Annotated in this window: 30 protein-coding genes and 5 tRNA genes; 27 read left to right on the plus strand and 8 right to left on the minus strand. The window is 69.3% G+C overall.

The genetic code is table 11. From position 1 onward, the window contains the following. Window positions 1–207 precede the first annotated feature (207 nt). From OG707_RS28965 to OG707_RS29005, 9 genes are all read left to right on the plus strand, one after another. Window positions 208–390: a hypothetical protein gene (locus tag OG707_RS28965; protein ID WP_329123409.1), complete on the plus strand. Its 183-nt coding sequence runs from the start codon at window positions 208–210 to the stop codon at window positions 388–390. 100 nt (window positions 391–490) lie between these two features. Beyond that, the gene (locus OG707_RS28970; protein WP_329123411.1) at window positions 491–1,267 is read left to right on the plus strand and encodes a fumarylacetoacetate hydrolase family protein; all 777 of its coding nucleotides are present in this window, start codon (window positions 491–493) and stop codon (window positions 1,265–1,267) included. Then, window positions 1,260–2,741, plus strand: a complete 1,482-nt coding sequence (gltX, locus tag OG707_RS28975; protein WP_329123413.1) for a glutamate--tRNA ligase — start codon at window positions 1,260–1,262, stop codon at window positions 2,739–2,741. Before OG707_RS28970 ends, gltX begins: the two co-directional genes overlap by 8 nt. A 9-nt stretch (window positions 2,742–2,750) precedes the next feature. Continuing rightward, window positions 2,751–3,470 carry an HAD family hydrolase gene (locus OG707_RS28980; RefSeq protein WP_329123414.1) on the plus strand — a complete coding sequence of 240 codons (720 nt, stop codon included), beginning with the start codon at window positions 2,751–2,753 and terminating at the stop codon, window positions 3,468–3,470. An 87-nt stretch (window positions 3,471–3,557) separates the two neighbouring features. Further along, window positions 3,558–3,629, plus strand: a tRNA-Gln gene (locus OG707_RS28985). Window positions 3,630–3,658: 29 nt separating this feature from the next. Continuing rightward, window positions 3,659–3,731, plus strand: a tRNA-Glu gene (locus tag OG707_RS28990). Between the two features lie 63 nt (window positions 3,732–3,794). Beyond that, window positions 3,795–3,867: transfer RNA gene (locus OG707_RS28995), tRNA-Glu, on the plus strand. A 21-nt stretch (window positions 3,868–3,888) separates the two neighbouring features. Continuing rightward, window positions 3,889–3,960 (plus strand) — tRNA-Gln (locus OG707_RS29000). Window positions 3,961–3,981: 21 nt separating this feature from the next. Next, window positions 3,982–4,054, plus strand: a tRNA-Glu gene (locus tag OG707_RS29005). Window positions 4,055–4,205: 151 nt separating this feature from the next. On the opposite strand, the gene ndgR is transcribed toward OG707_RS29005, so the two are convergent. Next, entirely contained in the window at window positions 4,206–4,922 is a 717-nt protein-coding gene (gene ndgR / locus OG707_RS29010) for an IclR family transcriptional regulator NdgR (RefSeq protein WP_135330737.1), read from the minus strand. A gap of 172 nt (window positions 4,923–5,094) precedes the next feature. On the opposite strand from ndgR, the gene leuC reads away from it, so the two are divergent. The 4 genes from leuC to OG707_RS29030 all read left to right on the plus strand — a co-directional run bounded on the left by leuC (window position 5,095) and on the right by OG707_RS29030 (window position 8,256). After that, window positions 5,095–6,519 (plus strand): 3-isopropylmalate dehydratase large subunit, encoded by a 1,425-nt coding sequence (leuC, locus tag OG707_RS29015; protein WP_329123419.1) that lies wholly within the window; start codon window positions 5,095–5,097, stop codon window positions 6,517–6,519. A gap of 5 nt (window positions 6,520–6,524) precedes the next feature. Next, window positions 6,525–7,118, plus strand: coding sequence for a 3-isopropylmalate dehydratase small subunit (gene leuD, locus OG707_RS29020; protein WP_329123422.1), 594 nt, complete (start codon window positions 6,525–6,527; stop codon window positions 7,116–7,118). Between the two features lie 104 nt (window positions 7,119–7,222). Beyond that, entirely contained in the window at window positions 7,223–7,468 is a 246-nt protein-coding gene (locus OG707_RS29025; protein WP_206968772.1) for a hypothetical protein, read from the plus strand. A 125-nt stretch (window positions 7,469–7,593) separates the two neighbouring features. Then, complete coding sequence (locus tag OG707_RS29030; protein ID WP_329123426.1) at window positions 7,594–8,256, plus strand: HU family DNA-binding protein; 663 nt, start codon at window positions 7,594–7,596, stop codon at window positions 8,254–8,256. A 92-nt stretch (window positions 8,257–8,348) separates the two neighbouring features. Here OG707_RS29030 and OG707_RS29035 read toward each other — a convergent pair whose 3' ends face one another. Together OG707_RS29035 and cofC are read right to left on the minus strand one after the other, a co-directional pair. Continuing rightward, complete coding sequence (locus OG707_RS29035; protein ID WP_329123428.1) at window positions 8,349–8,552, minus strand: hypothetical protein; 204 nt, start codon at window positions 8,550–8,552, stop codon at window positions 8,349–8,351. Window positions 8,553–8,562: 10 nt separating this feature from the next. Then, entirely contained in the window at window positions 8,563–9,216 is a 654-nt protein-coding gene (gene cofC / locus OG707_RS29040; RefSeq protein ID WP_329123430.1) for a 2-phospho-L-lactate guanylyltransferase, read from the minus strand. A gap of 126 nt (window positions 9,217–9,342) precedes the next feature. Here cofC and OG707_RS29045 point away from each other — a divergent pair, with 126 nt between their 5' ends. Genes OG707_RS29045 through OG707_RS29055 form a run of 3 tightly spaced genes read left to right on the plus strand, consistent with a single transcriptional unit; the run spans window position 9,343 to window position 12,285 of the window. Next, window positions 9,343–10,095 carry a lysophospholipid acyltransferase family protein gene (locus tag OG707_RS29045; RefSeq protein WP_329123432.1) on the plus strand — a complete coding sequence of 251 codons (753 nt, stop codon included), beginning with the start codon at window positions 9,343–9,345 and terminating at the stop codon, window positions 10,093–10,095. Continuing rightward, window positions 10,092–11,093, plus strand: a complete 1,002-nt coding sequence (locus tag OG707_RS29050; protein ID WP_329123433.1) for an NAD(P)H-dependent glycerol-3-phosphate dehydrogenase — start codon at window positions 10,092–10,094, stop codon at window positions 11,091–11,093. Before OG707_RS29045 ends, OG707_RS29050 begins: the two co-directional genes overlap by 4 nt. A 34-nt stretch (window positions 11,094–11,127) precedes the next feature. Then, on the plus strand, window positions 11,128–12,285 hold the full coding sequence (locus tag OG707_RS29055) for a D-alanine--D-alanine ligase family protein (protein ID WP_329123434.1): 1,158 nt from the start codon (window positions 11,128–11,130) through the stop codon (window positions 12,283–12,285). 9 nt (window positions 12,286–12,294) lie between these two features. Here OG707_RS29055 and OG707_RS29060 read toward each other — a convergent pair whose 3' ends face one another. Both OG707_RS29060 and OG707_RS29065 read right to left on the minus strand, forming a co-directional pair. Next, on the minus strand, window positions 12,295–12,771 hold the full coding sequence (locus tag OG707_RS29060; RefSeq protein WP_329123435.1) for a DUF3515 domain-containing protein: 477 nt from the start codon (window positions 12,769–12,771) through the stop codon (window positions 12,295–12,297). A gap of 19 nt (window positions 12,772–12,790) precedes the next feature. Next, entirely contained in the window at window positions 12,791–13,024 is a 234-nt protein-coding gene (locus OG707_RS29065) for an Lrp/AsnC family transcriptional regulator (RefSeq protein WP_030216582.1), read from the minus strand. A gap of 221 nt (window positions 13,025–13,245) precedes the next feature. Between OG707_RS29065 and OG707_RS29070 the strand changes: the two genes are divergently transcribed. Continuing rightward, window positions 13,246–14,211: a thiamine-phosphate kinase gene (locus OG707_RS29070; protein WP_329123437.1), complete on the plus strand. Its 966-nt coding sequence runs from the start codon at window positions 13,246–13,248 to the stop codon at window positions 14,209–14,211. Beyond that, window positions 14,208–15,002 carry a bifunctional hydroxymethylpyrimidine kinase/phosphomethylpyrimidine kinase gene (thiD, locus tag OG707_RS29075; RefSeq protein WP_329123438.1) on the plus strand — a complete coding sequence of 265 codons (795 nt, stop codon included), beginning with the start codon at window positions 14,208–14,210 and terminating at the stop codon, window positions 15,000–15,002. Before OG707_RS29070 ends, thiD begins: the two co-directional genes overlap by 4 nt. Window positions 15,003–15,094: 92 nt before the next feature. Here thiD and rpmB read toward each other — a convergent pair whose 3' ends face one another. Then, window positions 15,095–15,280, minus strand: a complete 186-nt coding sequence (rpmB, locus tag OG707_RS29080) for a 50S ribosomal protein L28 (RefSeq protein ID WP_003957616.1) — start codon at window positions 15,278–15,280, stop codon at window positions 15,095–15,097. 241 nt (window positions 15,281–15,521) lie between these two features. On the opposite strand from rpmB, the gene OG707_RS29085 reads away from it, so the two are divergent. The 9 genes from OG707_RS29085 (at window position 15,522) to mutM (ending at window position 24,467) form a co-directional block, all read left to right on the plus strand. Continuing rightward, window positions 15,522–17,138, plus strand: coding sequence for a DAK2 domain-containing protein (locus OG707_RS29085; RefSeq protein ID WP_329123441.1), 1,617 nt, complete (start codon window positions 15,522–15,524; stop codon window positions 17,136–17,138). A gap of 144 nt (window positions 17,139–17,282) precedes the next feature. Then, on the plus strand, window positions 17,283–19,463 hold the full coding sequence (gene recG / locus OG707_RS29090; protein WP_329123444.1) for an ATP-dependent DNA helicase RecG: 2,181 nt from the start codon (window positions 17,283–17,285) through the stop codon (window positions 19,461–19,463). Between the two features lie 53 nt (window positions 19,464–19,516). Continuing rightward, window positions 19,517–20,101: a 16S rRNA (guanine(966)-N(2))-methyltransferase RsmD gene (gene rsmD / locus OG707_RS29095; RefSeq protein ID WP_329123446.1), complete on the plus strand. Its 585-nt coding sequence runs from the start codon at window positions 19,517–19,519 to the stop codon at window positions 20,099–20,101. 26 nt (window positions 20,102–20,127) lie between these two features. Then, a complete protein-coding gene (coaD, locus tag OG707_RS29100; RefSeq protein ID WP_329128027.1) occupies window positions 20,128–20,607 on the plus strand; it encodes a pantetheine-phosphate adenylyltransferase in 480 nt (159 codons plus the stop codon). A 99-nt stretch (window positions 20,608–20,706) separates the two neighbouring features. Continuing rightward, the gene (locus OG707_RS29105) at window positions 20,707–21,753 is read left to right on the plus strand and encodes a DivIVA domain-containing protein (RefSeq protein WP_329123449.1); all 1,047 of its coding nucleotides are present in this window, start codon (window positions 20,707–20,709) and stop codon (window positions 21,751–21,753) included. Window positions 21,754–21,883: 130 nt separating this feature from the next. Further along, window positions 21,884–22,519 carry a YceD family protein gene (locus tag OG707_RS29110; protein ID WP_329128029.1) on the plus strand — a complete coding sequence of 212 codons (636 nt, stop codon included), beginning with the start codon at window positions 21,884–21,886 and terminating at the stop codon, window positions 22,517–22,519. A gap of 2 nt (window positions 22,520–22,521) precedes the next feature. Then, on the plus strand, window positions 22,522–22,695 hold the full coding sequence (gene rpmF / locus OG707_RS29115) for a 50S ribosomal protein L32 (RefSeq protein ID WP_003965982.1): 174 nt from the start codon (window positions 22,522–22,524) through the stop codon (window positions 22,693–22,695). Between the two features lie 19 nt (window positions 22,696–22,714). Then, window positions 22,715–23,539, plus strand: a complete 825-nt coding sequence (rnc, locus tag OG707_RS29120; RefSeq protein ID WP_329123451.1) for a ribonuclease III — start codon at window positions 22,715–22,717, stop codon at window positions 23,537–23,539. Window positions 23,540–23,606: 67 nt separating this feature from the next. Then, window positions 23,607–24,467, plus strand: a complete 861-nt coding sequence (gene mutM, locus OG707_RS29125; RefSeq protein ID WP_329123453.1) for a bifunctional DNA-formamidopyrimidine glycosylase/DNA-(apurinic or apyrimidinic site) lyase — start codon at window positions 23,607–23,609, stop codon at window positions 24,465–24,467. On the opposite strand, the gene OG707_RS29130 is transcribed toward mutM, so the two are convergent. Together OG707_RS29130 and OG707_RS29135 are read right to left on the minus strand one after the other, a co-directional pair. Continuing rightward, window positions 24,440–24,814, minus strand: a complete 375-nt coding sequence (locus tag OG707_RS29130) for a winged helix-turn-helix transcriptional regulator (protein ID WP_329123455.1) — start codon at window positions 24,812–24,814, stop codon at window positions 24,440–24,442. The two genes, mutM and OG707_RS29130, sit on opposite strands and share 28 nt — an antisense overlap. Window positions 24,815–24,856: 42 nt before the next feature. Continuing rightward, a complete protein-coding gene (locus OG707_RS29135; RefSeq protein ID WP_329123456.1) occupies window positions 24,857–25,726 on the minus strand; it encodes a CAP domain-containing protein in 870 nt (289 codons plus the stop codon). Window positions 25,727–25,834: the final 108 nt, after the last annotated feature.

Raw genomic sequence — 25,834 nt, forward strand, 5'->3', positions numbered from 1 at the left:
GCACGCAATGTCCGTTTCGTGCGCAAGAGTTGACTGACCGTTATGTCGTAAATGCCGGTCATCCAGTGAGCAAACTCACATAGAGATCGTTACTCGAGCCGGGCTTTAACGGGGAATGCGATGTTTAGCCTGACGCTTTACAGGGATGGCGAATCCGACAACCGGTGCCCCGAAGGGGCCCCCGTACCGACAAGGCCTGAACAGCAGATGAAGACGACGATGATCCTCCGCTCCACCGCCAACCCGCGGCGCACGACCCTGATGCACCTCGCGGACGCGGACGGTCTGCACCGCCCCGAGCAGCAGGAGCACGCCGTCGAGCTGCCGACCCAGACGGCCAACCCCCGCCGCACCATCCTGATGGAAGCCCCGGTCACCGCGGCTGTCTGACGCTGGGTAATCAAGCGGCCGCCCCTCCCCACCGCGCGTTAGCCTGGAGCCGTCAGACTCCAGCCGGCCAGCAACAGTGAAGTGAGGGGCGACAGCACTCGTGCGCATCGCCAGGTTCTCCATCGACGGCAATGTCGCCTTCGGCGCGGTCGAGGGTGAGGCCCCCGACGGTCTCGTTCTCGACATCATCAAGGGCATCCCGTACGCGGACTTCGAGCTCTCCGGTACGAAGGTGCCCCTGAGCAAGGTCCGCCTCCTGCCCCCCGTGCTCCCCAACAAGGTCGTGGCCTTCGGCCGCAACTACGCGCAGCACGCGGCAGAGCTCGGCAACGAGGTCCCGGACGTCCCCTTCGCCTTCCTGAAGCCCACCACCTCGGTGATCGGCTCCGGCGACGACATCGCGTACCCCTCCTTCTCGAACGAGCTGCACCACGAGGCCGAACTGGCCGTGGTCATCGGCCGTATGTGCCGCGAGGTCCCGCGCGAGCGCGTCAAGGACGTCATCTTCGGCTACACCTGCGCCAACGACGTCACCGCGCGCGACGTCCAGAAGCGCGAGAAGCAGTGGGCCAGGGCCAAGGGCTTCGACACCTCCTGCCCGCTCGGCCCCTGGGTGGAGACCGACCTGGACCCGTCCGACCTGGCGATCCAGGCGACGGTCAACGGCGAACAGCGCCAGCTGGGCCGCACCAGCGAGATGATCCACTCCATCGAGGACCTGATCGTCAACATCTCCGAGGCCATGACGCTGCTCCCGGGCGACGTCATCCTCACAGGGACCCCGGCCGGAGTCGGACCCCTGAACGTCGGCGACGAGGTCGCCGTCACCATCGAAGGCATCGGCACTCTCACCAACAAGGTGATCAAGCGTGGCTAACGCGAGCAACGTCCGCGTACGTTTCTGTCCCTCCCCGACCGGCAACCCGCACGTGGGCCTGGTCCGCACCGCCCTGTTCAACTGGGCGTTCGCCCGGCACAACGAGGGCAAGCTGGTCTTCCGCATCGAGGACACCGACGCGGCCCGCGACTCCGAGGAGTCGTACGACCAGCTGCTCGACTCGCTGCGCTGGCTCGGCCTGAACTGGGACGAGGGCCCGGACGAGGTGGGCGGCCCGCACGCCCCCTACCGCCAGTCGCAGCGCATGGACATCTACAAGGATGTCGCCGAGAAGCTCCTGGCAGCCGGTCACGCCTACCACTGCTACTGCACCACCCCCGAGCTGGACGAGCGCCGCGACGCCGCCCGCAAGGCCGGAAAGCCCTCGGGCTACGACGGCCACTGCCGCGACCTCTCGGCCGAGCAGATCGAGGCGTACAAGGCCGAGGGCCGCACCTCGATCGTCCGCTTCCGGATGCCCGACGAGACGATCACCTTCACGGACCTGGTCCGCGGCGAGCTGACCTTCACCCCGGAGAACGTCCCGGACTACGGCATCGTCCGCGCCAACGGCGCCCCGCTCTACACGCTGGTCAACCCGGTCGACGACGCCCTGATGGAGATCACCCACGTCCTGCGCGGCGAGGACCTGCTCTCCTCGACCCCGCGCCAGGTGGCCCTCTACAAGGCCCTGATCGAGCTCGGCATCGCCCAGCAGATCCCCGCCTTCGGTCACCTGCCGTACGTCATGGGCGAGGGCAACAAGAAGCTCTCGAAGCGCGACCCCGAGGCCTCGCTCAACCTCTACCGCGAGCGCGGCTTCCTCCCCGAGGGCCTGCTCAACTACCTCTCCCTGCTGGGCTGGTCCTTCTCCAAGGACCAGGACATCTTCACGATGTCGGAGCTGGTCGAGAAGTTCGACATCGCGGACGTCAACGCCAACCCGGCCCGCTTCGACCTGAAGAAGGCCGAGGCGATCAACGCCGACCACATCCGCATGCTGGACGTGAAGGCCTTCACCGAGGCCTGCACCCCCTGGCTGCAGGCGCCGTTCGCGAACTGGGCTCCCGAGGCCTTCGACCAGGCCGCGTGGGAGGCAATCGCCCCGCACGCCCAGACGCGTCTGCAGGTCCTCTCGGACATCACGCAGAACGTGGACTTCCTCTTCCTGGACCAGCCGGTCGAGGACGAGGCGTCCTGGACCAAGGCGATGAAGGGCGACCCGGTCGCGCTCCTGACGACGGCCCGCGCCAACCTGGAGGCCGCGGACTGGACGAGCCCGGAGTCCCTCAAGGAGGCCGTCCTGAAGGCCGGCGAGGAGCACGGCCTGAAGCTCGGCAAGGCCCAGGCCCCGGTCCGCGTGGCCGTCACGGGCCGCACGGTGGGCCTCCCGCTCTTCGAGTCCCTGGAGATCCTGGGCAAGGACAAGACCTTGTCCCGCATCGACACCGCACTGGGCAAGCTGGCCGCATAGCCTGGACCCATGGCGATCCAAGCGGTCCTCTGGGACGTAGACGACACGATCTTCGACTACACCAGCGCGGACCGCGCCGGAATGCGTGTGCACCTTCAGGCCGAGGGCCTGGTCGACGGAACCGAATCCGTCGACCAGGCCCTCGACCGTTGGCGCGAGCTCACCGAGCTGCACTGGGCCCGCTTCGCCGCAGGCGACGGCGACTTCCAGGGGCAGCGCCGTGACCGGGTGCGTGACTTCATGGGGACGGAGCTGACCGACGCCGAGGCGGACGCCTGGTTCGACCGTCACGTCGTCCACTACGAGGCCGCCTGGTCCCTCTTCCCCGACACCGTCCCCACGCTGGACCTCCTCGCGGCCGACTACCGCCACGCCGTCCTCTCGAACTCCGCCACGCACCACCAGGAGCGGAAGCTGCGCGTCCTGGGCGTACGGGACCGCTTCGAGGTCCTGCTGTGCGCGGCAGAACTCGGCGTCTCCAAGCCCGAACCGGGCGCCTTCCACGCCGCCTGCGACGCCCTCGCGCTGGAGCCGCACGAGGTTCTCTACGTCGGCGACCACCCCGACATCGACGCCACCGGAGCCGCCGCCGCGGGCCTCGCGGCCGTCTGGCTCGACCGCCTGGACGTGGGCGGACGCCCCGAGCTGATCCGGATCACCGGACTCGACCAGCTTCCTGACCTGCTGCGGGGCAATACCCGTTTTGGAGCGCCGTCCACCTTCGGGTAATGTTCTTCCTGCGCCGCCCGAGCGGGCCGAAAGGCCGGAGCGGACAGTGCAAGCCAAACAAACCCCCACCTGGGGGTTGAGTTTTGGTGGGCTATGGTGTAATTGGCAACACGACGGTTTCTGGTTCCGTTATTCTAGGTTCGAGTCCTGGTAGCCCAGCGCAAAACAAGCAGTACAGAGCAAGACAAGCCCCCGTTGTGTAGCGGCCTAGCACGCTGCCCTCTCACGGCAGTAGCGCCGGTTCGAATCCGGTCGGGGGTACAGATCCTTCCCGCGAGATCATCTGGGTCGCACCCGATGGACTCGAGACGCAGGATCGCTAGGGCCCCCGTTGTGTAGCGGCCTAGCACGCTGCCCTCTCACGGCAGTAGCGCCGGTTCGAATCCGGTCGGGGGTACTGGTCTGGTCTAGACCATTTTGGGCTATGGTGTAATTGGCAACACGGCGGTTTCTGGTTCCGTTGTTCTAGGTTCGAGTCCTGGTAGCCCAGCGCAGTACGCAGTATCAGCAAGCCCCCGTTGTGTAGCGGCCTAGCACGCTGCCCTCTCACGGCAGTAGCGCCGGTTCGAATCCGGTCGGGGGTACGCACTGAAGAAGCCCTTCCCCAGAGGTAGTTGGGGGAGGGCTTCTTCGTCGTGTCCGTGTTCTGGTGTCCGGTCGGCCGGACACAACTACGGCCCACCCGCTGCGGCGTTGAAGCGGGTGGGCCGTAACTGGACGTAGATGCGGAGGAGTTCAGCCGGTGCGGCGCAGCGCCTCCGAGAGGCGGCCCGCGGCGTCGATGACCGCCTGGGCGTGCATCCGGCCGGGGTGGCGGGTCAGGCGCTCGATCGGTCCGGAGACCGAGACGGCCGCGACCACGCGGTTGGAGGGGCCGCGCACCGGCGCCGAGACCGAGGCCACGCCCGGCTCGCGCTCGCCGATCGACTGGGCCCAGCCCCGGCGACGTACGCCCGAGAGTGCCGTCGCCGTGAAACGGGCCCCCTGCAGGCCCCTGTGCAGCCGCTCGGGCTCTTCCCAGGCCATCAGGATCTGCGCGGACGAGCCGGCCTTCATCGTGAGCGTGGAGCCCACCGGGACCGTGTCCCGCAGACCCGAGAGCCGCTCGGCGGCGGCCACACAGATGCGCATGTCGCCCTGGCGGCGGTAGAGCTGCGCGCTCTCGCCGGTGACATCGCGCAGATGTGTCAGTACGGGTCCCGCCGTGGCCAGCAGCCGGTCCTCGCCGGCCGCGGCTGCGAGCTCGGAGAGCCGGGGGCCGAGGATGAACCGGCCCTGCATGTCCCGCGCCACCATGCGGTGGTGTTCCAGTGCCACGGCGAGCCGGTGTGCCGTGGGTCGTGCGAGTCCGGTGGCCGCGACCAACCCTGCGAGGGTGGCCGGACCGGACTCCAGGGCGCTCAAGACCAGAGCAGCCTTGTCGAGAACGCCGACGCCGCTAGAGTTGTCCATGCAACGATATTCGCGTCTCACTCTGTGAAACGCAAGTTCAATTTCCTGGGGAACTTGTCACCCTGTGAGGGCGGCCGCACAACGGCCTGACGCCACCGCCCGGTTCGGGGGAACGGGTGAGGCGCACCGATCTCTAGTTGGGCCGGCGAAGACGCCGGCCGGAGGGAAAGCGATGGGTAGGACACTCGCGGAGAAGGTCTGGGACGACCATGTCGTCAGGCGCGCGGAGGGCGAGCCCGACCTTCTCTTCATCGATCTGCACCTGCTGCACGAGGTGACGAGCCCGCAGGCCTTCGACGGTCTGCGGCAGAACGGCCGCCAGGTCCGGCGGCTCGACCTCACCATCGCCACCGAGGACCACAACACCCCGACCCTCGACATCGACAAGCCGATCGCCGACCCGGTCTCCCGGGTCCAGCTGGAGACGCTGCGCAAGAACGCCGCGGAGTTCGGCGTACGGCTGCACTCGCTGGGCGACGTCGAGCAGGGCGTTGTCCACGTCGTGGGACCGCAGCTGGGCCTGACCCAGCCCGGCACCACGGTGGTCTGCGGCGACTCGCACACCTCCACCCACGGCGCCTTCGGCGCGCTGGCGTTCGGCATCGGCACCTCGCAGGTCGAGCACGTGCTGGCCACCCAGACGCTGCCGCTGGCCCGTCCCAAGACGATGGCCATCACCGTCGACGGCGAACTGCCCGCCGACGTCACCGCCAAGGACCTGATCCTCGCCGTCATCACGAAGATCGGCACCGGCGGCGGCCAGGGCTACATCCTGGAGTACCGCGGCTCCGCCATCGAGAAGCTCTCGATGGAATCGCGCATGACCATCTGCAACATGTCGATCGAGGCGGGCGCGCGGGCAGGCATGATCGCCCCCGACCAGACCACCTTCGACTACCTGGAAGGCCGCGACCACGCGCCCAAGGGTGCGGAGTGGGACGAGGCCGTCGCGTACTGGAAGACCCTGAAGACGGATGAGGACGCGGTCTTCGACGCCGAGGTCTTCATCAAGGCCGAGGAACTCGCCCCGTTCGTCACCTGGGGCACCAACCCCGGCCAGGGCGCGCCCCTTTCGGCGAATGTCCCCGATCCGGCTTCGTACGAAGACGCTTCGGAGCGCCTGGCCGCCGAAAAGGCCCTGGAGTACATGGGGTTGACCGCCGGACAGCCGCTGCGCGACATCAAGGTCGACACCGTCTTCGTAGGTTCGTGCACCAACGGCCGCATCGAGGACCTGCGCAACGCCGCAGAGCTCCTCAAGGGCCGCAAAGTCGCCGACGGCGTACGGATGCTGGTCGTCCCCGGCTCCGTCCGTGTGGCCCTGGAAGCCGTCGCGGAGGGCCTGGACAAGGTCTTCACCGCCTCGGGCGCCGAATGGCGGCACGCGGGCTGCTCGATGTGTCTGGGCATGAACCCCGACCAACTCGCGCCCGGTGAGCGCTCCGCGTCCACCTCCAACCGCAACTTCGAGGGCAGGCAGGGCAAGGGCGGCCGCACCCACCTGGTCTCCCCGCAGGTCGCCGCCGCCACCGCGGTGCTGGGCCATCTGGCCTCGCCGGCCGATCTGTCCGACGCTCCGACCCTCGTGGAGGCCTGAGAACCATGGAAGCTTTCACCAAGCACACCGGCCGGGCGGTCCCGCTGCGCCGCTCCAACGTCGACACGGACCAGATCATCCCGGCCCACTGGCTGAAGAAGGTCACCCGCGACGGCTTCGAGGACGGGCTCTTCGAGGCCTGGCGCAAGGACCCCGAGTTCGTACTGAACAAGCCCGAGCGCAAGGGCGCCTCGGTCCTGGTGGCCGGTCCCGACTTCGGCACCGGATCCTCCCGCGAGCACGCCGTCTGGGCCCTGCAGAACTACGGCTTCCAGACCGTCATCTCCTCGCGGTTCGCGGACATCTTCCGCGGCAACTCGCTGAAGAACGGTCTCCTGACGGTAGTTCTCGACCAGAAGGTCGTGGACGCGCTCTGGGACCTCGTCGAGGCCGACCCGACGGCCGAGATCACGGTCGACTTGGAGCAGCGCCAGGTCCTCGCGGAAGGCGTCACCGCCGACTTCGAGCTCGACGAGAACGCCCGCTGGCGGCTGCTGAACGGCCTGGACGACATCAGCCTCACCCTTCAGAACGAAGCGGACATCGCGGCTTATGAGGCGGCACGACCCGCCCACAAGCCCCGTACAATTGAGGTCTGAGCAGCGCTTTTCCAGGACTGCGCCCCCCGCCGCCAGGTGGGGGGCGCAGTCGCTTGTTGAGTCCCCGTTGCGCGACAACTCGCCCCAGATGGCACAATCGGTGCATGGAAGGCGACAACCAACTCAAGCTCTACGCACAAGTCGCCGACCAATTGAAGGAAGCGCACATCAGGGTGCGTGAACTGCAAGTCCCGGAGGGCGTACGGATGGCGCTGTCCCGGAAGCTGTTGGTCGTCACGGCCGCGGCGAAGCACGATCTCACCGATGCAGCAACGCGCCTGGATCGGTTGATGAAGGACCTCGACGAGGGTCGATTCCCCGATGGCAACTCCCTTGATGGAACTCCGTGACAGCTCAGAACGTTGCGGCACAAGGGTGATTAGACCGTTTCGTGTTTGATTTGCGGTATATATCTGCCTAACGTGCGAAAAAGCCTGAACACTTTCGTTCTGGCAATGTCTCCGAAGGGGAAGACGTGAACAAGGCGCAGCTCGTAGAAGCGATTGCCGACAAGGTCGGTGGCCGTCAGCAGGCCGCAGACGCTGTCGACGCGGTGCTCGACGCGATCGTCCGTGCAGTGGTCAACGGCGACCGTGTCTCCGTGACGGGCTTCGGCTCGTTCGAGAAGGTCGACCGCCCGGCCCGCTACGCCCGCAACCCGCAGACGGGTGAGCGCGTCCGGGTCAAGAAGACCTCGGTGCCTCGCTTCCGCGCGGGTCAGGGCTTCAAGGACCTGGTCAGCGGCTCGAAGAAGCTCCCGAAGAACGACGTGGCCGTCAAGAAGGCCCCCAAGGGCAGCCTCTCGGGCGGTTCTTCCACCCGTACGACCGTCAAGAAGGCCGCGGCGGCCAAGAAGACCACCGCCAAGAAGACGGTCGCGAAGAAGGCGGCTCCCGCCAAGAAGGCAGCCGTAGCCAAGAAGGCCACCCCGGCCAAGAAGGCGACCGCCGTCAAGAAGGCCGCTGCGGCCAAGAAGACGACGGCCAAGAAGGCTGCTCCGGCGAAGAAGGCCACTGCGAAGAAGGCCACCGCCAAGAAGACCGCCCCCGCCAAGAAGGCTGTGGCGAAGAAGGCCCCGGCCAAGAAGGCCACGGCGCGCAAGACCACGGCCAAGAAGGCCACCGCGCGCAAGAAGTAAAGCGGCGCAGGCCGGTCACGCACCGGGCCGGGCTCCCCCTTCGGGGAGCCCGGCCCGCGGCGCGTTCAGGGGTACATCGGTTCAGGGGCGCTTCAGAAGGTCTGCAGGGTCACGAGGGTGATGCGGCGGCCCGCGCCCTCTCCCTCGGTCTCGATCCGCACCCGCTGACCGGGCCTCAGCAGCCGCAGGCCGCCCGCGTCGAAGGCCGGGGCGCCGAACTCCACCGGGGTGCCGTCGTCGAGCAGCACACTGCCGCTGCGGGTCTCTGAGTCGTACGTGTACGCGGTCGCCTGCATGGACCGCAGCTTACTGACCGGCGAGCGGGGCGTAGCGCAGAGCCGTGTACGGGCCGAGGCCCAGGGTCGCGGCCGCCCGCAGGTCGTCCCCGGTGTCCACGTCCCGGCGGACCGAATCCACCCCGTCCAGCAGGATTTCCGCCGCCCCCGTCGCCGAATGCCGCAGCCGGGACGGGCCGCCGAAAGCCGGGTTCAATTCCGTACCGGGGGCCGAGGACAGCAATGTCGTACCGATTCCCGCCGCATCGGCCAGAAAAGCGCGCGGAAAGGTGGCCGCGATATCGAGCACGCGTTGCAATTCCTCGGGCCGCAGAGCCGGCAGATCGGCGTTGAGGGCCGCGACGGCGGCCGAGGGGTTCATGGCCCTCACGGAGCGTGCTCCGTGCGCCAGAGCGGCGTTGAGGCCCGCCGAAAGGGCATCCGGCACTATTCGGGCACCCAGCGCGGCCAGTTCCCCGGCGGCCAGCGGATCGTCCGTGACGACCGCCACATCGCGTACGGCCGAACACGCCAGCGCGGCAGCCACGGTGTCCTGCGCGAAGGCCAGCGCGAGCCCGGGCCGCAGGGCATCACCCGCCGCCGCCGCGAGCCTGCTTTTCGCCAGCGGCAAGGGCTTCAGGGGTACGACCAGGGACCAGGCTGCGGTCCGATCCGAGTTCGGCATCGGCCCCATTGTGGCCCGAGCCCCCGATGCCCGGCCGGGCGGCCCGGGCGTACGGTGTTCTCTACAGAGCAGGGGCCTGGGGCGAGACTTGACGGTCGGTAGCCAGGCAGACAGGAAGGTGTCCGAGTGTCCCGCCGCAGAATCGGCTTCTGGTACCGCCTGGCGGCGGTCATCTCCAAGCCGCCGCTGATTGTTCTGTTCAAGCGGGACTGGAGCGGAATGGAGAACATTCCGGCCGACGGCGGATTTATCACGGCCGTCAATCACAACTCGTATCTCGACATGTTCTCCTACGGCCACTTCCAGTACAACAGCGGCCGAGTTCCCCGATTCCTCGCCAAGGCAGGCCTCTTCAAGGCCCCCGTCGTAGGAACCCTGCTGCGCGGCACCCGCCAGATCCCCGTGTACCGCGAGTCCTCCAGCGCCTTCGGCGCCTTCCGCGCCGCCGTCGAGGCCGTCGAGAGCGGCGAATGCGTCGCGTTCTACCCCGAGGGCACGCTCACCCGGGACCCCGGCCAGTGGCCGATGACCGCCAAGTCCGGTGTCGCACGCGCCGCGCTGCTCACCCGTGCCCCCGTCATCCCGGTGGCCCAGTGGGGCGCCAACCTGGCGATGCCGCCGTACGCCAAGGAGAAGAAGTTCCGCTTCTTCCCGCGCAAGACCCTCCAGGTGAAGGCCGGTCCGCCGGTCGACCTCGCACGCTTCTACGACAAGGAAGCGACGCCCGAGGTCCTGAAGGAGGCGACCGAGGTCATCATGGCCGCGATCACCGTCATCCTGGAGGAGTTGCGCGGCGAGAAGGCGCCCGCCGAGCCGTACGACCACCGCAAGGTCCGCGCAGAAGAGCGGCGCAAGGCCGCGGGGGAGGGCTCCAAGTGACCCGAGCAGCCGTATTCGGAACCGGATCGTGGGGCACCGCCTTCGGCACGGTGCTCGCCGATGCGGGGTGCGACGTGACCCTCGTGGGTCGCCGCCCCGAACTCGTCGAGGCCATCAACACCACGCGTACCAACCCCGACTACTTCCCCGGGCTCGAACTCCCCGCGGCTCTGCGCGCCACGACGGATCCCGCCGAGGCCGCGGAGGGCGCCGAGTTCGCGGTGTTCGCCGTGCCCTCGCAGACGCTGCGCGCGAATCTCGCCTCCTGGGCCGAACTGTTCGCCGCCGACACCGTCCTCGTCTCATTGATGAAGGGCATCGAACTCGGCACCGCCAAGCGCATGAGCGAGGTGATCGAGGAGGTCGCCAAGGTCCCCTCCGAGCGCATCGCCGTCGTCTCCGGGCCCAACCTGGCCAAGGAGATCGCCAGCCGGATGCCGGCCGCCGCGGTGGTCGCCTGCACCGACGAAGCCGTCGCGCAGCGGCTCCAGGCCGCCTGCCACACCCCGTACTTCCGCCCGTACACGATCACCGACGTCATCGGCTGCGAGCTGGGCGGCGCGGTGAAGAACGTGATCGGCCTGGCGGTCGGCATCGCGGACGGCATGGGGCTCGGCGACAACGCCAAGGGCTCCCTCATCACGCGCGGTCTGGCCGAGACGACGCGTCTGGGCCTCGCGATGGGCGCCGACCCGCTGACCTTCTCCGGCCTCGCGGGCCTCGGCGACCTGGTCGCCACCTGCTCCTCGCCGCTCTCCCGCAACCACACCTTCGGCCTCAACCTCGGCCGCGGGATGACGCTCCAGGAGACCATCGCGGTCACCAAGCAGACCGCCGAGGGCGTCAAGTCCTGTGAGTCCGTGGCCGATCTGGCCCGGCGCCACGGCGTCGAGATGCCGATCGCCGACACGGTGGTCGACATCGTCCACAACGGGAAGCCCCCGCTCGTGGCGCTCAAGGAGCTGATGGGCCGCAGCGCCAAGGCCGAGCGCCGCTGACTCGACCGGTACCAGCAGGTACCCTCAACCCGATATGAGCAGCGAGAACCTCCCCCAGAGCCCTGATCAGCAGCGTCGCAAGCCGCGTGTGGCGGTCGTCTTCGGCGGACGCAGCTCCGAACACGGCGTATCGATCGTCACAGCGGGCGCCATCCTGCGCGCCATCGACCGGACCAAGTACGACGTGCTGCCCATCGGCATCACGACGGACGGCCGCTGGGCGCTCACCGCCGACGAGCCGGAGCGGATGGCCGTCACCGACCGCCGTATGCCGACCATCGCGGAGATCGCGGAGTCCACCGAGGGGGCCGTGGTGCTCCCGGTCGACCCGGGCAACCGCGAAGTGGTCTACAGCGAGCAGGGTTCCGTGCCCAAGGCGCTGGGCGAGGTCGACGTCGTCTTCCCGATGCTGCACGGCCCGTACGGCGAGGACGGCACCCTCCAGGGGCTTCTGGAGCTCTCCGGGATCCCGTACGTCGGCGCGGGCGTTCTCGCCTCCGCCGTCGGGCAGGACAAGGAGTACATGAAGCGGGTCTTCATCTCGTACGGGCTCAAGGTCGGCCCCTACGAGGTCGTCCGCCCCCGCGAGTGGAAGCTCGACCCCGCCGCCGCCCGCAAGAAGATCGTGGACTTCGCCGGAGAGCACGGCTGGCCGCTCTTCATCAAGCCCGCCCGCGGCGGCTCCTCGATGGGCATCACCAAGGTCGACTCCCTCGAAGGCCTCGACGAGGCGGTCGAGGAGGCCCAGCGCCACGACCCCAAGATCCTCGTCGAGTCGCTGCTGCGCGGCCGCGAGATCGAGTGCGGGGTGCTGGAGTTCGAGGACGGACCGCGTGCCAGCGTGCCCGCCGAGATCCCGCCGGTCACCGCGCACGACTTCTACGACTTCGAGGCGAAGTACATCGACTCGGCGACCGGGCTCGTGCCCGCCCCGCTGACCCCCGAGCAGACCGCCGAGGTGCAGCGCCTCGCGGTCGAGGCCTTCGACGCGGTGTCCTGCGAGGGTCTGGTCCGCGCGGACTTCTTCCTCACCGAGGACGGCGAGTTCGTCATCAACGAGATCAACACGATGCCGGGCTTCACGCCGATCTCGATGTACCCGCGCATGTGGCAGGAGAGCGGCGTCGGTTACCAGGAGCTGGTGGACCGGCTCATCCAGGCGGCCCTCAACCGCTCGACGGGGCTGCGCTGAGGCGCTGCCTCACGCCTTCACGGTGAGCGGGACGGTCTTGGCGACCGCCGCCGCGAAGTCCGACAGAGGAGTCACGTCGTGGTCGTACTTCTTCTCCAGTGCGACCTCGACGTACACCTTGCGGTAGGTCGTGGTGAACCGCGGACCGCTGTTCAGCTGCTCCAGCATCCACTTCACGCCGTCCGCCTCGACGCCCAGCGCGTTCGGGTCGTCCATCTTCTCGGGCCGGGGGACACCGCAGCGCAGTACGATCGCGGCGTTGTCCCCCCAGCCGGCGGTCAGTTCGGACTTCGGCTCGACATCGCTCCGCTTCAGCCCCGCGACGGTCTCCGGCAGCACCTTGGCGAGCGCCTTGCAGTACGCGGCCTCACCGGCGGGCGGCTTGGGGACGGAGACCTGAGGAGCGCCGCCCGCCGAGCAGCCCGCCGCGGCGAGCAGCAGTGCTGTGGCGGGAAGAGAGAGGAGCCGGCGGCGCGATGAAGTCACCGGCCCAGCGTAGACGGGGCTACAGGTGCACCACCGGGCAGGTCAGGGTGCGGGTGATGCCGTCCACCTGCTGGACTCTGGCGACCACCATGCGACCGAGTTCGTCGACGGTGTCGGCCTGGGCGCGCACGATCACGTCGTACGGTCCTGTCACGTCCTCGGCCTGTATGACCCCGGGGATCTTCCCGATGAGATCGGCGACAGTCGACGCCTTTCCCACTTCGGTCTGGATGAGGATGTACGCCTGTACCACGGAACCTCCAGGGCGGCCACGAGGATCTTGTGGGGAGAGGGAAAGGGACGCCAAGGTATCGCGTCGTTCCGGGCCACGGGGAGACCCGCGCGCCCGGTTGTCGCACACATCGGGGCGTACGGAGAACAGAAGTTGACGTCACGGTTGACGTCTCTTTCGACGGTACCGACAGCAGGCACCGCTCGCGACCGCAAGCGCACAGGGGCAGAAGGGGTACGAACATGAAGGGCACCGTGGGGGAGCTCGGGGAATTCGGGCTGATCAGAGAGCTCACCTCCCGGCTCACCACCACTCCGGCGGTGAAGCTGGGACCGGGCGACGACGCCGCGGTCGTGGCCGCACCCGACCGGAGAGTCGTGGCGAGCACGGACATCCTGATCGAGGGGCGGCACTTCCGCCGCGACTGGTCGACCGCGTACGACGTCGGGCGCAAGGCGGCCGCGCAGAATCTCGCCGACATCGCCGCCATGGGCGCGGTGCCCACGGCGATCCTGCTCGGCCTCGTCGTACCCGCCGAACTGCCCGCCGCCTGGCCCGTCGAGCTGATGGACGGAATCCGCGACGAGTGCCAGGTCGCGGGCGCCGCCGTGGTCGGCGGCGATGTGGTGCGCGGGGACACGATCACCGTCTCCATCACGGCACTTGGGGATCTGCGCAACCACGAGCCGGTGCTCCGGTCCGGTGCGCAGCCGGGCGATGTCGTCGCCGTCACCGGGTGGTTGGGGTGGTCGGCGGCCGGATTCGCCGTCCTGTCACGGGGGTTCCGCTCGCCGCGCGCCTTCGTCGAGGCACACCGCAGGCCCGAACCGCCGTACCACGCGGGACCCGCGGCCGCCGGGCTCGGCGCCACCGCGATGACCGATGTGAGCGACGGGCTCGTCGCCGACCTCGGTCATATCGCCGAGGCCAGCAAGGTCCGTATCGATCTGCGGGCCGGACTCATCGACATCCCCTCGCAGATGAACGACATCGGTCAGGCGGTCGGCGTCGACCCGCTGCAGTGGGTGCTCACCGGGGGAGAGGACCACGCGATCGTGGCGACCTTCCCGCCGGACGTGAAGCTGCCCGCCCGCTGGAAGGTCATCGGCGAGGTCCTCAACCCCTCCGCGCTGCCCCAGGTGACGGTCGACGGAGCGCCCTGGACGAGCAAGGGCGGCTGGGACCACTTCTCAGGAGACGGATCATGAACCACCCCCCTCTCGTACTGACGGTCGCCGGATCGGACTCCGGCGGCGGGGCCGGCATCCAGGCCGACCTCAAGACGATGCTGGCGCTCGGCGTGCACGGCATGAGCGTGCTCACCGCGGTCACCGCGCAGAACTCGCTGGGCGTGCAGGGCGCGTGGGAGCTTCCGGCCGACGCGGTACGGGCCCAGTACCGGGCGGTCGTCGACGACATCGGCGTCGACGCGGTGAAGACCGGGATGCTGGCGACGGCCGAGCTCGTCGAGACGGTCGCGGAGCTGCTGGCCGGCACCGACGCCCCGGTCGTGGTGGACCCTGTGGGCGTCTCCAAGCACGGGGATCCGCTGCTCGCGGCATCGGCGCTCGATTCCGTACGCAGGAAGCTGCTGCCGGTGGCGACCGTGGCCACGCCCAACCTCGACGAGGTGGCCCAGCTGACCGGGGTGCACGTCGAGGCGGAGGCGGACCTGGTGCGGGCTGCCGGGGCGATTCTGGAGTACGGGCCGCGCTGGGCGCTCATCAAGGGCGGGCATCTCGCCGGTGAGGCGGTGGACCTGCTGACGGACGGCACCGAGGAGCACTGGCTGCGGGCGCCGAGGCTCGACAACCGTCATACGCACGGGACGGGGTGCACGCTGGCCTCGGCGGTCGCTTCGTACCTGGCGCGCGGGCTTTCGGTCCCTGAGGCGGTGGCGGCCGCCAAGGAGTACGTCACGGGCGCGATCGCGGCGGGCTTCCCGCTCGGCGGCGGGATCGGGCCGGTCGACCACGGGTGGCGGTTCCGTACCGGCTGAGGCTTTTCGGGCACGCGAAAAAGCCGGTCCACCGAGGTGGACCGGCTTTATCAAGGCAACCGCAAGGGGCTGCGCTACGACGGAACGTCGCGTTAGCGCGAGACCTTGCCGGCCTTGATGCACGAGGTGCAGACGTTGAGCCGCTTCGGCGTCCGACCGACCACTGCACGCACGCGCTGGATGTTGGGGTTCCAGCGACGGGACGTACGGCGGTGCGAGTGCGAAATGTTGTTGCCGAAGCCGGGGCCCTTGCCACAGACGTCGCAGTTGGCAGCCACGGGTCACTCCAAAGACTTCAGAATTACGATGAATTCCGGCGCACCGGAATCAGGTAACTGATGGTGGCTTGCCGGGGGATTTGGCCCGACTCTCATCGGGCAACCGAAGCAGCATACAACGGCGGCTTCGGAGATACGAAACTACCATGTCCGGGACGCCCCCTGCCCCGGCCCCTTGTCTCCCACGGGGTCTACCCTGCGGTGCAACGCCGCTGCTCAAGGATGTCAAGGAGGACGCCAGGTGCCGCAGATCCCCGACGATCTCGATGCCGTCGCGGTACGCACCTGGTGCTCGCTCGCGCTCGACGCACTGGGCAGCGACCGCGAGGAGATCGACGCGATCAATGTCTATCCGGTCGCGGACGGGGACACCGGAACCAACCTCTATCTGACCCTGGAATCCGCCTCCCAGGCGGTCGAGGCGGTCTTCACGGGGTACGGCGCCGAAACCCCGGAGACGGCTGACGTGATCCGCGCGATGGCCCACGGGGCGCTGATCGGGGCCCGGGGGAACTCCGGGACGATCCTGTCGCAGCTGCTGCGGGGGATGTCCGAGGTGCTGGCGGAGCCGGAGGGTGAGCAGGATCACGCCGTACTGCTGCGGCGGGCGCTGCGCACGGCGGCCACATCGGCGTACCGGGCGGTCGCGCACCCGGTCGAGGGCACGATGCTGACGGTGGCGACCGCGGCCGCCGATGCGGCGGAGTCGGCGGGCGGCGGCTGCGCGGAGGTGGCGCGGGCGGCGTACGACGGCGCACGGGAGGCGCTGCGGGAGACCCCGGGGCAGCTGGCCGTGCTGGGGCGCGCGGGCGTCGTGGACGCGGGCGGGCGGGGTCTGGTGGATGTGCTGGCCGCGCTGGTGGGCGCGCTGACCGGGGAGACGCCGGCCGCGCAGGGGCGGGGCCACGGGGTGCTCGTGGAGGCCGCCGACTGCGCGGCGGACCCGGAGGAGGGCGGCCCGGCCTTCGAGGTGATCTATCTGCTGGAGGCGGAGGACGAGGCGGTGGCCCGGCTCCGTACGCGCCTGGACGCACTCGGCGAATCGCTGGTCGTGGTCGGCGGCGACGGGCTGTGGAACGTTCATGTGCACGTGGACGACGCCGGAGCCGCGGTTGAGGCGGGGGTCGAGGCGGGGCGCCCGTACCGGATCCGCATCACCCACTTCGCCGCCGCGGCAGTCGAGGCGCGCGAGCAGATCCAGCGCGCGGTGGTGGCGGTCGTCCCCGGCGCGGGGCTCGCGGAGCTGTGCTCGGAGGCGGGCGCGACGACCGTGCTCGCACGCCCCGGGGAGCCGCCCGCCAGCGGAGAACTCGTCGACGCGATCCGCCGGGCGCACGCCCGCGAGGTGGTCCTCCTGCCGAACGACGCGGACCTGCGCCACACGGCTGCGGCGGCCGCGGAGCAGATGCGTACGGAGGGCGTACGGGTCGCGCTCATTCCCACGCGGGCGGCCGTCCAGGGGATCGCGGCCCTGGCCGTCCACGAGCCGGAGCGCCGCTTCGACGAGGACGTGGTGGCGATGACGGCGGCGGCCCGCACGACGCGCTACGCCGAACTGGCCGTCGCGGAACGGCAGTCGTGGACGTCGGCGGGCATCTGCCAGGCCGGCGACGTGCTGGGCCTGATCGACGGCGACGTGGCGGTGATCGGCGCGGACGTGGCGACAACGGCAGAGACGGTGCTGCACCGGATGCTGGCGGCGGGCGGGGAACTGGTCACGCTGGTGGTGGGGGAGGGTGTGCCGGACTCGGTGGCGGAGGGGCTTGAGGCGTACGTACGCGAACGCCACCTGGCGGTGGACACGGTGGTCTATGCGGGGGGTCCCCAGGCGGCGCCACTGCTGATCGGCGTCGAATAGGCGCGACCCCGCCCCGGGGCGCTGCCCGGACCCTGCTCCTCAATCGCCGGAGGGGCTTGATTTTGCTGATCTGGGCTCGCTTGTGCGGGTCCCGAACGGGCCGGATTAGCCGCAATGTCAGACCCATGGTGTGCAATAGATCGCGTGCCCGCGCTAGACGAACCCCTCAAGAAGACACTCGGCGCCCCCACCGCCAAGGTGATGGCCGAGCATCTCGACCTGCACACGGTCGGCGACCTCCTGCACCACTACCCCCGCCGCTACGCCGAGCGCGGCGAGCTCACCCAGCTCGCCGACCTCCCCCTCGACGAGCACGTCACCGTCTTCGCGCAGGTCGCCGACGCCCGGGTCCTCACCTTCGGCAGTGGCAGCGGCAAGCGTTTGGAGGTGAACATCACCGACGGCAGCGGACGCCTCCAGCTCGTCTTCTTCGGCAACGGCCTCCACAAGCCCCACAAGGAGCTCCTCCCCGGCCGCCGCGCGATGTTCTCCGGCAAGGTCTCGAAGTTCCGCCAGACCTTCCAACTCGCCCACCCCGCCTATGAGTTGCTCGACGCCGACACCGATGCCGGCTCCGTCACTGCCTGGGCGAACCAGCAGATCCCGATCTACCCGGCCTGCAAGCAGCTGGAGTCCTGGAAGATCGCCAAGTGTGTCGACCTGGTCCTGCCCAGCGCGGACGAGGCCGTCGACCCGCTCACGCCCGCCCTGCGCGAGGGCCGCGGTCTGATCGCGCTCCCCGACGCACTGCGGAAGATCCACCGCCCGCAGACGAAGGCCGACATCGCGGAGGCCCGCGACCGGCTCAAGTGGGACGAGGCGTTCGTCCTGCAGGTGGCGCTCGCCCGCCGGCGGTACGCGGACGCCCAACTCCCCGCCGTGGCAAGGAAGCCCGTCGCCGACGGCCTCCTCGACGCCTTCGACGCCAAGCTGCCCTTCACCCTCACCGACGGCCAGCAGAAGGTCACCAAGGAGATCTTCGACGACCTCGCCACCGAGCACCCGATGCACCGGCTGCTCCAGGGGGAAGTCGGGTCGGGGAAGACCATGGTCGCCCTGCGCGCCATGCTCGCCGTCGTCGACGCGGGCGGTCAGGCCGCGATGCTCGCGCCCACCGAGGTCCTCGCCCAGCAGCACCACCGCTCCATCACCGAGATGATGGGCGAGCTCGCCGAGGGCGGCATGCTCGGCGGCTCCGACGCGGGCACCAAGGTCGTCCTGCTCACCGGCTCGATGGGGATGCCCGCCCGCCGCCAGGCGCTGCTCGACCTGGTCACCGGTGAGGCCGGGCTCGTGATCGGCACGCATGCGCTCATCGAGGACAAGGTGCAGTTCCACGACCTGGGCCTGGTCGTCGTGGACGAGCAGCACCGCTTCGGGGTGGAGCAGCGCGACGCCCTGCGCTCCAAGGGCAAGCAGCCCCCGCATCTGCTGGTCATGACCGCGACGCCCATTCCCCGTACGGTCGCGATGACCGTCTTCGGTGACCTGGAGACCTCGGTCCTGGACCAGCTCCCGGCGGGCCGCTCGCCGATCGCCACCCATGTCGTACCGGCCAAGGACAAGCCACATTTCCTGGCGCGTGCGTGGGAGCGCGTACGCGAGGAGGTCGAGAACGGGCATCAGGCGTATGTCGTCTGCCCGCGCATCGGGGACGGCGAGGACGAGCCGAAGAAGAAGCAGAAGGCTGCTGAAGAGGACCCCGAGAAGCGGCCGCCGCTCGCCGTCGTCGAGATCGCCGAGCAGCTCACCAAGGGGCCTTTGAGCGGGCTGCGGGTCGAGATCCTGCACGGGCGCATGGCACCCGACGACAAGGACGACGTGATGCGGCGCTTCGCCGCCGGCGACGTGGACGTGCTCGTCGCGACCACCGTCATCGAGGTCGGCGTCAATGTGCCCAACGCCACCGTGATGGTGATCATGGACGCGGACCGGTTCGGGGTCTCCCAGCTGCACCAGCTGCGCGGCCGCGTGGGCCGCGGCTCGGCGCCCGGGCTCTGTCTGCTGGTCAGCGAGGCGCACGAGGCCAGCCCCGCCCGGGCCCGGCTGGGCGCGGTGGCCGCGACGCTGGACGGCTTCGAGCTCTCCCGTATCGACCTCGAACAGCGCCGCGAGGGCGACGTCCTCGGCCAGGCCCAGTCCGGCGTCCGCTCCTCGCTGCGGATGCTCGCCGTCATCGAGGACGAGGAGGTCATCGCCGCCGCCCGCGAGGAGGCCGTGACGGTCGTCGCCGCCGACCCCGACCTGGAGCGACTGCCGGAGCTGCGCATCGCTCTGGACGCACTGCTTGACCAGGAGCGCGAGCAGTACCTCGACAAGGGCTGAGAGACTGGGGGAGCACCTCACTGGCACCAAGCAGCCCACCCGAAGGACCTCAGATGACCCGCGTGATCGCCGGTACGGCCGGCGGGCGCCTGCTCGCCGTCCCGCCGGGCAACGGCACCCGCCCCACGTCCGACCGTGCGCGCGAGGGCCTCTTCTCCACCTGGGAGTCGCTCCTGGGCACGCTGGAGGGCGTCCGTATCGCCGATCTGTACGCGGGCTCCGGCGCCGTCGGCCTGGAGGCGCTCTCCCGTGGTGCCGTCCACGCCCTCCTCGTCGAGGCCGACTCCCGCGCCGCCGCCACTGTCCGTGCCAACGTGCGCACGCTCGGCCTCCCGGGTGCGGAAGTCCGTACGGGCAAAGCGGAACAGATCGTGACGGGACCGGCTCCCCAGGCGCCGTACGACCTCGTCTTCCTCGACCCTCCGTACGCCGTCGGCGACGACGATCTTCGGGAGATCCTCCTCACACTCCGTACGCAGGGCTGGCTCACGGAGGACGCCGTGGCCACCGTGGAACGCAGCACCAGAGGCGGAGAATTCAAGTGGCCCAAGGGTTTTGAGCCTTTGCGGGCCCGTCGCTACGGCGAGGGCACGCTTTGGTACGGTCGCGCCGCCGCTACGTGCGAAGACGCACGATGACCGGACCGGAGAGGCAGGGAATCCAGTTGCGCCGCGCCGTCTGTCCGGGGTCCTTCGACCCCATCACCAATGGACACCTCGACATCATTGCCCGCGCCTCCAAGCTGTACGACGTCGTACACGTGGCCGTGATGATCAACCAGTCGAAGCACGGTCTCTTCACCGTCGACGAGCGGATCGAACTGATCCGCCAGGTGACCGCAGACTTCGGGAACGTCGAGGTCGAGTCCTTCCACGGCCTGCTCGTCGACTTCTGCAAGCAGCGCGACATCCCGGCCATCGTGAAGGGCCTGCGCGCGGTCAGCGATTTCGACTACGAGCTGCAGATGGCCCAGATGAACAACGGCCTCTCGGGCGTCGAGACGCTGTTCGTCCCGACCAACCCCACCTACAGCTTCCTCTCCTCCAGTCTGGTCAAGGAGGTCGCGACCTGGGGCGGAGACGTCTCCCACCTGCTGCCTCCGCTGGTCCACGAGGCGCTGACGCAGCGGCTCGGCGAGAAGTGAAATCCTGACAGTCCGTCACCAGGTGTCGGGCGGGCGCCGACTGGACGTACAGTCGTCCCCGTCCGTCTCCAACCCGGCGTAGAGAGTGGCGAGCACACGGTGGACGTGCAGAAGAAGCTCGACGACATCGTCGAAACGGTCGCGGGCGCCCGGTCGATGCCCATGTCGGCCTCGTGCGTGGTCAACCGCGCCGAGCTGCTCGCCCTGCTCGAAGAGGTACGGGAGGCCCTGCCGGGCTCCCTGGCCCAGGCGCAGGAGCTGATCGGCGGCCGCGAACAGATGGTCGAGCAGGCCCGTCAGGAGGCCGAGCGGATCATCGAGTCCGCGCACGCCCACCGCGGCTCCCTGATCTCCGACACCGAGGTGGCCCGCCAGTCCCAGGACGAGGCGGACCGGATCCTCAGCGAGGCCCGCCGCGAGGCCGAGGAGATCCGTGCGGAGGCCGACGACTACGTCGACTCCAAGCTGGCCAACTTCGAGGTCGTCCTCACCAAGACCATCGGCTCCGTCGACCGCGGCCGCGAGAAGCTGCTCGGCCGCGGCCCCGGCCTCGACGAGCAGGGTTACGCCGACGAGGACGCCCCGGAGTACAGCCCGGACCCCGCGACCCTCATCGAGCGCGCGGACGCCTACGTCGACACCAAGCTGGGCGCCTTCGAGGCCGTCCTCTCCAAGACTCTCGACGCGGTGGGACGGGGCCGGCAGAAGCTGCACGGCCGCATCGCCATCGACGACCTCGGCGAGCACATGGCGGCCCAGGACGGCATGGACCCGCAGCAGCGCGGCAGCGACGCGGACTTCCTGGCGGATCTGGCGGAGCCGCAGCCGGTGCAGCAGGCGGAGGTGCCGGTCCAGGCGGTTCCCGTACCGGCGCAGCAGCAGTACGACCCGTATGCGTACCAGCAGCAGCCTCAGCAGCAGGACCCGTACGCCTACCAGCAGCCGCAGCAGCCCCAGGAGCAGTACGCGGCGTACCAGCAGGACCCCTACGCGTACCAGCAGCAGGGCTACGACCAGAACGGCTACCCGCAGCAGCCCCAGCAGCAGCCGTATCCCCAGCAGCAGAGCGCCCTCGACGAGACCAGCCTCTTCGACACGAGCATGATCGATCTCGATCAGCTGCGTCAGTACGAACAGGGCCGGTAGGCGTCAGCAGGGGCCGATTGGGTCTATCGCGGCTCGACCGGTATCCTGGCTCTTCGGTCGCGCGTATGTCCGCGATCCCAGCTGCCCGCTCGGCAGCCATCCCCAGAGATTTTCGAAAGCAGGAAAAGCCCTGAACACGCGCCTCGACCACCGCAACCCTCTTGTGTTCGACACACACGAGTTGGGTCGGCGTCCTGGTGCCCTCAAGCGGCTGTCCCGCACGGCCGAGGCCCCCAGGGACCTCGGCGTCGAAGGGGTCGTCGGAGTGCCGGAAGGCGCACCGGTGGAGATCAACCTCCGCCTCGAGTCGGTCATGGACGGGGTGCTTGTCACAGGCACCGCCCGTGCATCGGCCAAGGGGGAGTGCGTAAGGTGTCTGGAGCCGCTCGAGCTCGATCTCGAAGCGGACTACCAGGAGATGTTCTCGTACCCTGACGCCGATGACCGGAGCCGTGGCAACGCGGAGCCGGGCGACGACGCCGAGGACGAGGAAATCACCCCCCTCGAGGACGGCTTGTTCGACCTCGAACCCGTGCTGCGTGACGCGGTGGTGCTCGCACTGCCGCTGCAGCCGGTCTGCCGGGAGGACTGTGCCGGTCTGTGTTCCGAATGCGGAATCAGGCTGGACGACGAACCCGGTCACCACCATGACGTCCCCGACATTCGTTGGGCGGCGTTGCAGGGACTCGTCGGGACCGGCCAGGTCGGCGAGAAGGACAACGTTAACGACGCTGAATCTGGCGTCGACGAGAAGCAGGAGAAGTAGCCGTGGCTGTTCCGAAGCGGAAGATGTCGCGCAGCAACACGCGCCACCGCCGGTCGCAGTGGAAGGCTGCGGTCCCCACCCTGGTTTCGTGCGAGCGCTGCCAGGAGCCGAAGCTGCAGCACATCGCGTGCCCCAGCTGTGGCACGTACAACAAGCGCCAGGTCCTCGAGGTCTGAGCGGCTGGTGAGAGGCACCATGTCTGAGTCACACAAGACGGACAATGCCTCGTCCCACACGCTTCTGGAAGGGCGGCTCGGGTATCAACTCGAGTCCGCCCTTCTGGTGCGTGCGCTGACGCACCGTTCGTACGCATACGAGAACGGCGGCCTGCCCACCAACGAGCGTCTGGAGTTCCTCGGGGACTCCGTGCTCGGTCTGGTGGTCACGGACACGCTGTACCGCACCCACCCCGATCTCCCGGAAGGCCAGCTGGCCAAACTCCGGGCCGCGGTGGTCAACTCGCGTGCGCTCGCAGAGGTGAGCCGCGGGCTAGAACTCGGTCTCTTCATCCGGCTCGGCCGCGGTGAAGAAGGCACGGGTGGCCGGGACAAGGCTTCCATCCTCGCCGACACCCTTGAAGCGGTGATCGGCGCGGTCTATCTGGATCAGGGCCTCGACGCGGCCTCGGAGCTGGTTCACCGGCTCTTCGACCCGCTCATCGAGAAGTCCTCCAACCTCGGTGCGGGCCTGGACTGGAAGACCAGTCTCCAGGAGCTCACCGCGAGCGAAGGCCTCGGAGTTCCGGAGTACCTGGTCAGCGAGACAGGTCCGGACCACGAGAAGACCTTCACTGCTGCTGCCCGCGTCGGTGGTGTCTCGTACGGCACCGGCACCGGCCGCAGCAAGAAGGAAGCGGAGCAGCAGGCGGCGGAGTCCGCCTGGCGCGAGATCAGTGCGGACGCCGAGAAGCGTGCTGCGGAGGCCAAGGCCGCCGCGGAGGCGCCCGTGGCGCCCGCAGTGGACGAAGAGGTCGCCGACACCTCTTCGGCCGCCGCGACCGATCCGGCCGCCACGGCCTGACGCCGGTTCTTTCCCCGCCCGCCCCCTCAGTGGGGGCGGGCGGTTTCCGTACCCGAGGGGGATTGCGATGCCTGAGCTGCCCGAGGTCGAAGTCGTACGGCGCGGTCTTGAGCGCTGGGTGGCCGGCCGGACCGTCGCCGGGGTGGACGTACTGCACCCGCGTGCCGTACGCCGCCATCTCGCGGGCGGCGAGGACTTCGCGCACGCCCTCAAGGGGCACCGCTTCGGCGTCGCACGGCGCAGGGGCAAGTACCTTTGGATTCCCCTCGACGACACCGACGCGTCCGTGCTCGGGCATCTGGGGATGAGCGGGCAGCTGCTCGTACAGCCCCAAGAGGCCCTGGACGAGAAGCACTTGAGGATCCGCGTCCGCTTCGACGATCCCCTCGGTACGGAGCTGCGCTTCGTCGACCAGCGCACCTTCGGCGGTCTCTCGCTCCACCCGAACACCCCCGACGGGCTGCCCGACGTCATCGCGCACATCGCCCGCGACCCGCTGGACGAAGCGTTCGACGACGAGGCGTTCCACACGGCGCTGCGGCTGCGCCGTACGACGATCAAGCGCGCCCTGCTCGACCAGTCGCTGATCAGCGGCGTCGGCAACATCTACGCCGACGAGGCGCTCTGGCGCTCCCGCGTCCACTACGAGCGCCCCACCGCGGGCTTCACCCGGCCCAGGACCGCCGAGCTCCTCGGCCATGTCCGGGACGTCATGAACGCCGCGCTCGCCGTCGGCGGCACCAGCTTCGACAGCCTCTACGTCAACGTGAACGGCGAATCCGGGTACTTCGACCGGTCGCTGGACGCCTACGGACGCGAGGGCGAGCCGTGCGGCCGCTGCGGCACCTCCATCCGCAGGCGCCCCTGGATGAATCGCTCCAGCTACTTCTGCCCGCGCTGTCAGAGGCCGCCGCGGGCGGCTTCGTAGCGCTCGCGCGACTGCAGGACCTGGTCCATGCGGCCCTCGACGAGGTGGATGAGGCCGAGCAGCTGCTGGGCGATCTCCCGCCCCAGCGGCGTGAGTTCGTAGTCCACGCGCGGCGGATTGACCGGCTGCGCCTCGCGGTGCACCAGGCCGTCGCGCTCCAGCGCCTGCAGCGTCTGGGAGAGCATCTTCTCGCTGACGCCGTCGACGCGCCGCCGCAGCTCGTTGAAGCGCAGCGACCCCTCGAGGAGCGCGCCCAGCGTCAGGCTGCCCCAGCGGCCCGTGACGTGCTCCAGCGTTCCGCGCGAGGGGCACGACTTCGCGAATACGTCGAAGGCGAGATCGTCCATGGGTCCACTGTACTGCGCACAGCGCTCACCAGGAGTTAGTGCTCAGAAGCCGAAGTCCTGGGTCCACCACGGACCGCCGGAGCCGAAGTGGACGCCGACGCCCAGCGTCTTGTAGTCGCAGTTCAGGATGTTGGCCCGGTGGCCGGGGCTGTTCATCCAGGCGTCCATGACCGCCTCGGCGTCGGCCTGGCCGCGGGCGATGTTCTCGCCGCCCAGACCGCTCACGCCCGCCGCGTCCGCGCGGTCCCAGGGGGACTTGCCGTCCGGGTCGGTGTGGTCGAAGAAGTTGCGTGCGGCCATGTCCTCGCTGAAGGCCGTGGCCAGCGCGGCCAGCGGGCCGTTGGCCGTCACCGGGCTGCAGCCGGCCGTCGCCCGCTCCTTGTTGACCAGCGAGAGGACCGCCGCCTGGGCCGCGGCCTCCTTGCCGAGCGGGACCGCGGACTTGGCCGCGGTCTTCGTGGGTGAAGGCGTGGCGCTCGCGCTCCTCGTCGGCGCGGACGGCGCGCTCGACACCTTTGACGGAGGAGCCGAGGTCTTCGGCGCGACGGGCGAGGGGCTCGTCGACGGTGCGTGGGCGCGGGTGGCGCCGGAGCTCGGAGAAGGGGAGGTGGCGGTGGACGAGGGGGTCGCGGACTCGCCGCCCTGGGTCTGCAGATCCGGGACACCGTCCGCGCGGACCTGGTCGCCCGAAGGGTCACCGCCTCCGACGTTGTACGCGTTGCCGCCGCCGGGCAGGAGGCCGGAGGCCATCGCCACGGCGCCCACGGCCGCTGCGGCGGAGACGCCGAGCAGTCCGGTGCGTACGGGGGCGACCCGGCTCTTGCGGCGCGCACGGCCACGGCCCCGGTGCCGGCCTGCCTCGCCGTAGTCAACTGCGGCCGGTACGGCGGCGGAGCGTCGATGGCGTCCCATCTGCGGTGCCTTCCTCGTGGTCGACGGCCTACGTCACGACGACTCACCCATACGGGTGAGGCTCATTGGGTCCGGACTGTAGCCCATGGCGCACGGGGCCGAAGTGTC

The organism is Streptomyces sp. NBC_01465 (assembly GCF_036227325.1).
Taxonomy (GTDB): domain Bacteria; phylum Actinomycetota; class Actinomycetes; order Streptomycetales; family Streptomycetaceae; genus Streptomyces.

Excerpts from the sequence above, each read along its gene's own strand:
- OG707_RS29035 (WP_329123428.1), bottom strand. The coding sequence starts at position 8,552 with ATGCAGGCGACCGCGTACACGTACGACTCAGAGACCCGCAGCGGCAGT.
- OG707_RS28980 (WP_329123414.1), top strand. The coding sequence starts at position 2,751 with ATGGCGATCCAAGCGGTCCTCTGGGACGTAGACGACACGATCTTCGAC.
- OG707_RS29070 (WP_329123437.1), top strand. The coding sequence starts at position 13,246 with ATGAAGGGCACCGTGGGGGAGCTCGGGGAATTCGGGCTGATCAGAGAG.
- rnc (WP_329123451.1), top strand. The coding sequence starts at position 22,715 with ATGTCTGAGTCACACAAGACGGACAATGCCTCGTCCCACACGCTTCTG.
- cofC (WP_329123430.1), bottom strand. The coding sequence starts at position 9,216 with ATGCCGAACTCGGATCGGACCGCAGCCTGGTCCCTGGTCGTACCCCTG.
- OG707_RS28965 (WP_329123409.1), top strand. The coding sequence starts at position 208 with ATGAAGACGACGATGATCCTCCGCTCCACCGCCAACCCGCGGCGCACG.
- OG707_RS29025 (WP_206968772.1), top strand. The coding sequence starts at position 7,223 with ATGGAAGGCGACAACCAACTCAAGCTCTACGCACAAGTCGCCGACCAA.
- leuC (WP_329123419.1), top strand. The coding sequence starts at position 5,095 with ATGGGTAGGACACTCGCGGAGAAGGTCTGGGACGACCATGTCGTCAGG.
- thiD (WP_329123438.1), top strand. The coding sequence starts at position 14,208 with ATGAACCACCCCCCTCTCGTACTGACGGTCGCCGGATCGGACTCCGGC.
- OG707_RS29130 (WP_329123455.1), bottom strand. The coding sequence starts at position 24,814 with ATGGACGATCTCGCCTTCGACGTATTCGCGAAGTCGTGCCCCTCGCGC.
- rsmD (WP_329123446.1), top strand. The coding sequence starts at position 19,517 with ATGACCCGCGTGATCGCCGGTACGGCCGGCGGGCGCCTGCTCGCCGTC.
- leuD (WP_329123422.1), top strand. The coding sequence starts at position 6,525 with ATGGAAGCTTTCACCAAGCACACCGGCCGGGCGGTCCCGCTGCGCCGC.
- mutM (WP_329123453.1), top strand. The coding sequence starts at position 23,607 with ATGCCTGAGCTGCCCGAGGTCGAAGTCGTACGGCGCGGTCTTGAGCGC.
- OG707_RS29135 (WP_329123456.1), bottom strand. The coding sequence starts at position 25,726 with ATGGGACGCCATCGACGCTCCGCCGCCGTACCGGCCGCAGTTGACTAC.
- OG707_RS29055 (WP_329123434.1), top strand. The coding sequence starts at position 11,128 with ATGAGCAGCGAGAACCTCCCCCAGAGCCCTGATCAGCAGCGTCGCAAG.
- ndgR (WP_135330737.1), bottom strand. The coding sequence starts at position 4,922 with ATGGACAACTCTAGCGGCGTCGGCGTTCTCGACAAGGCTGCTCTGGTC.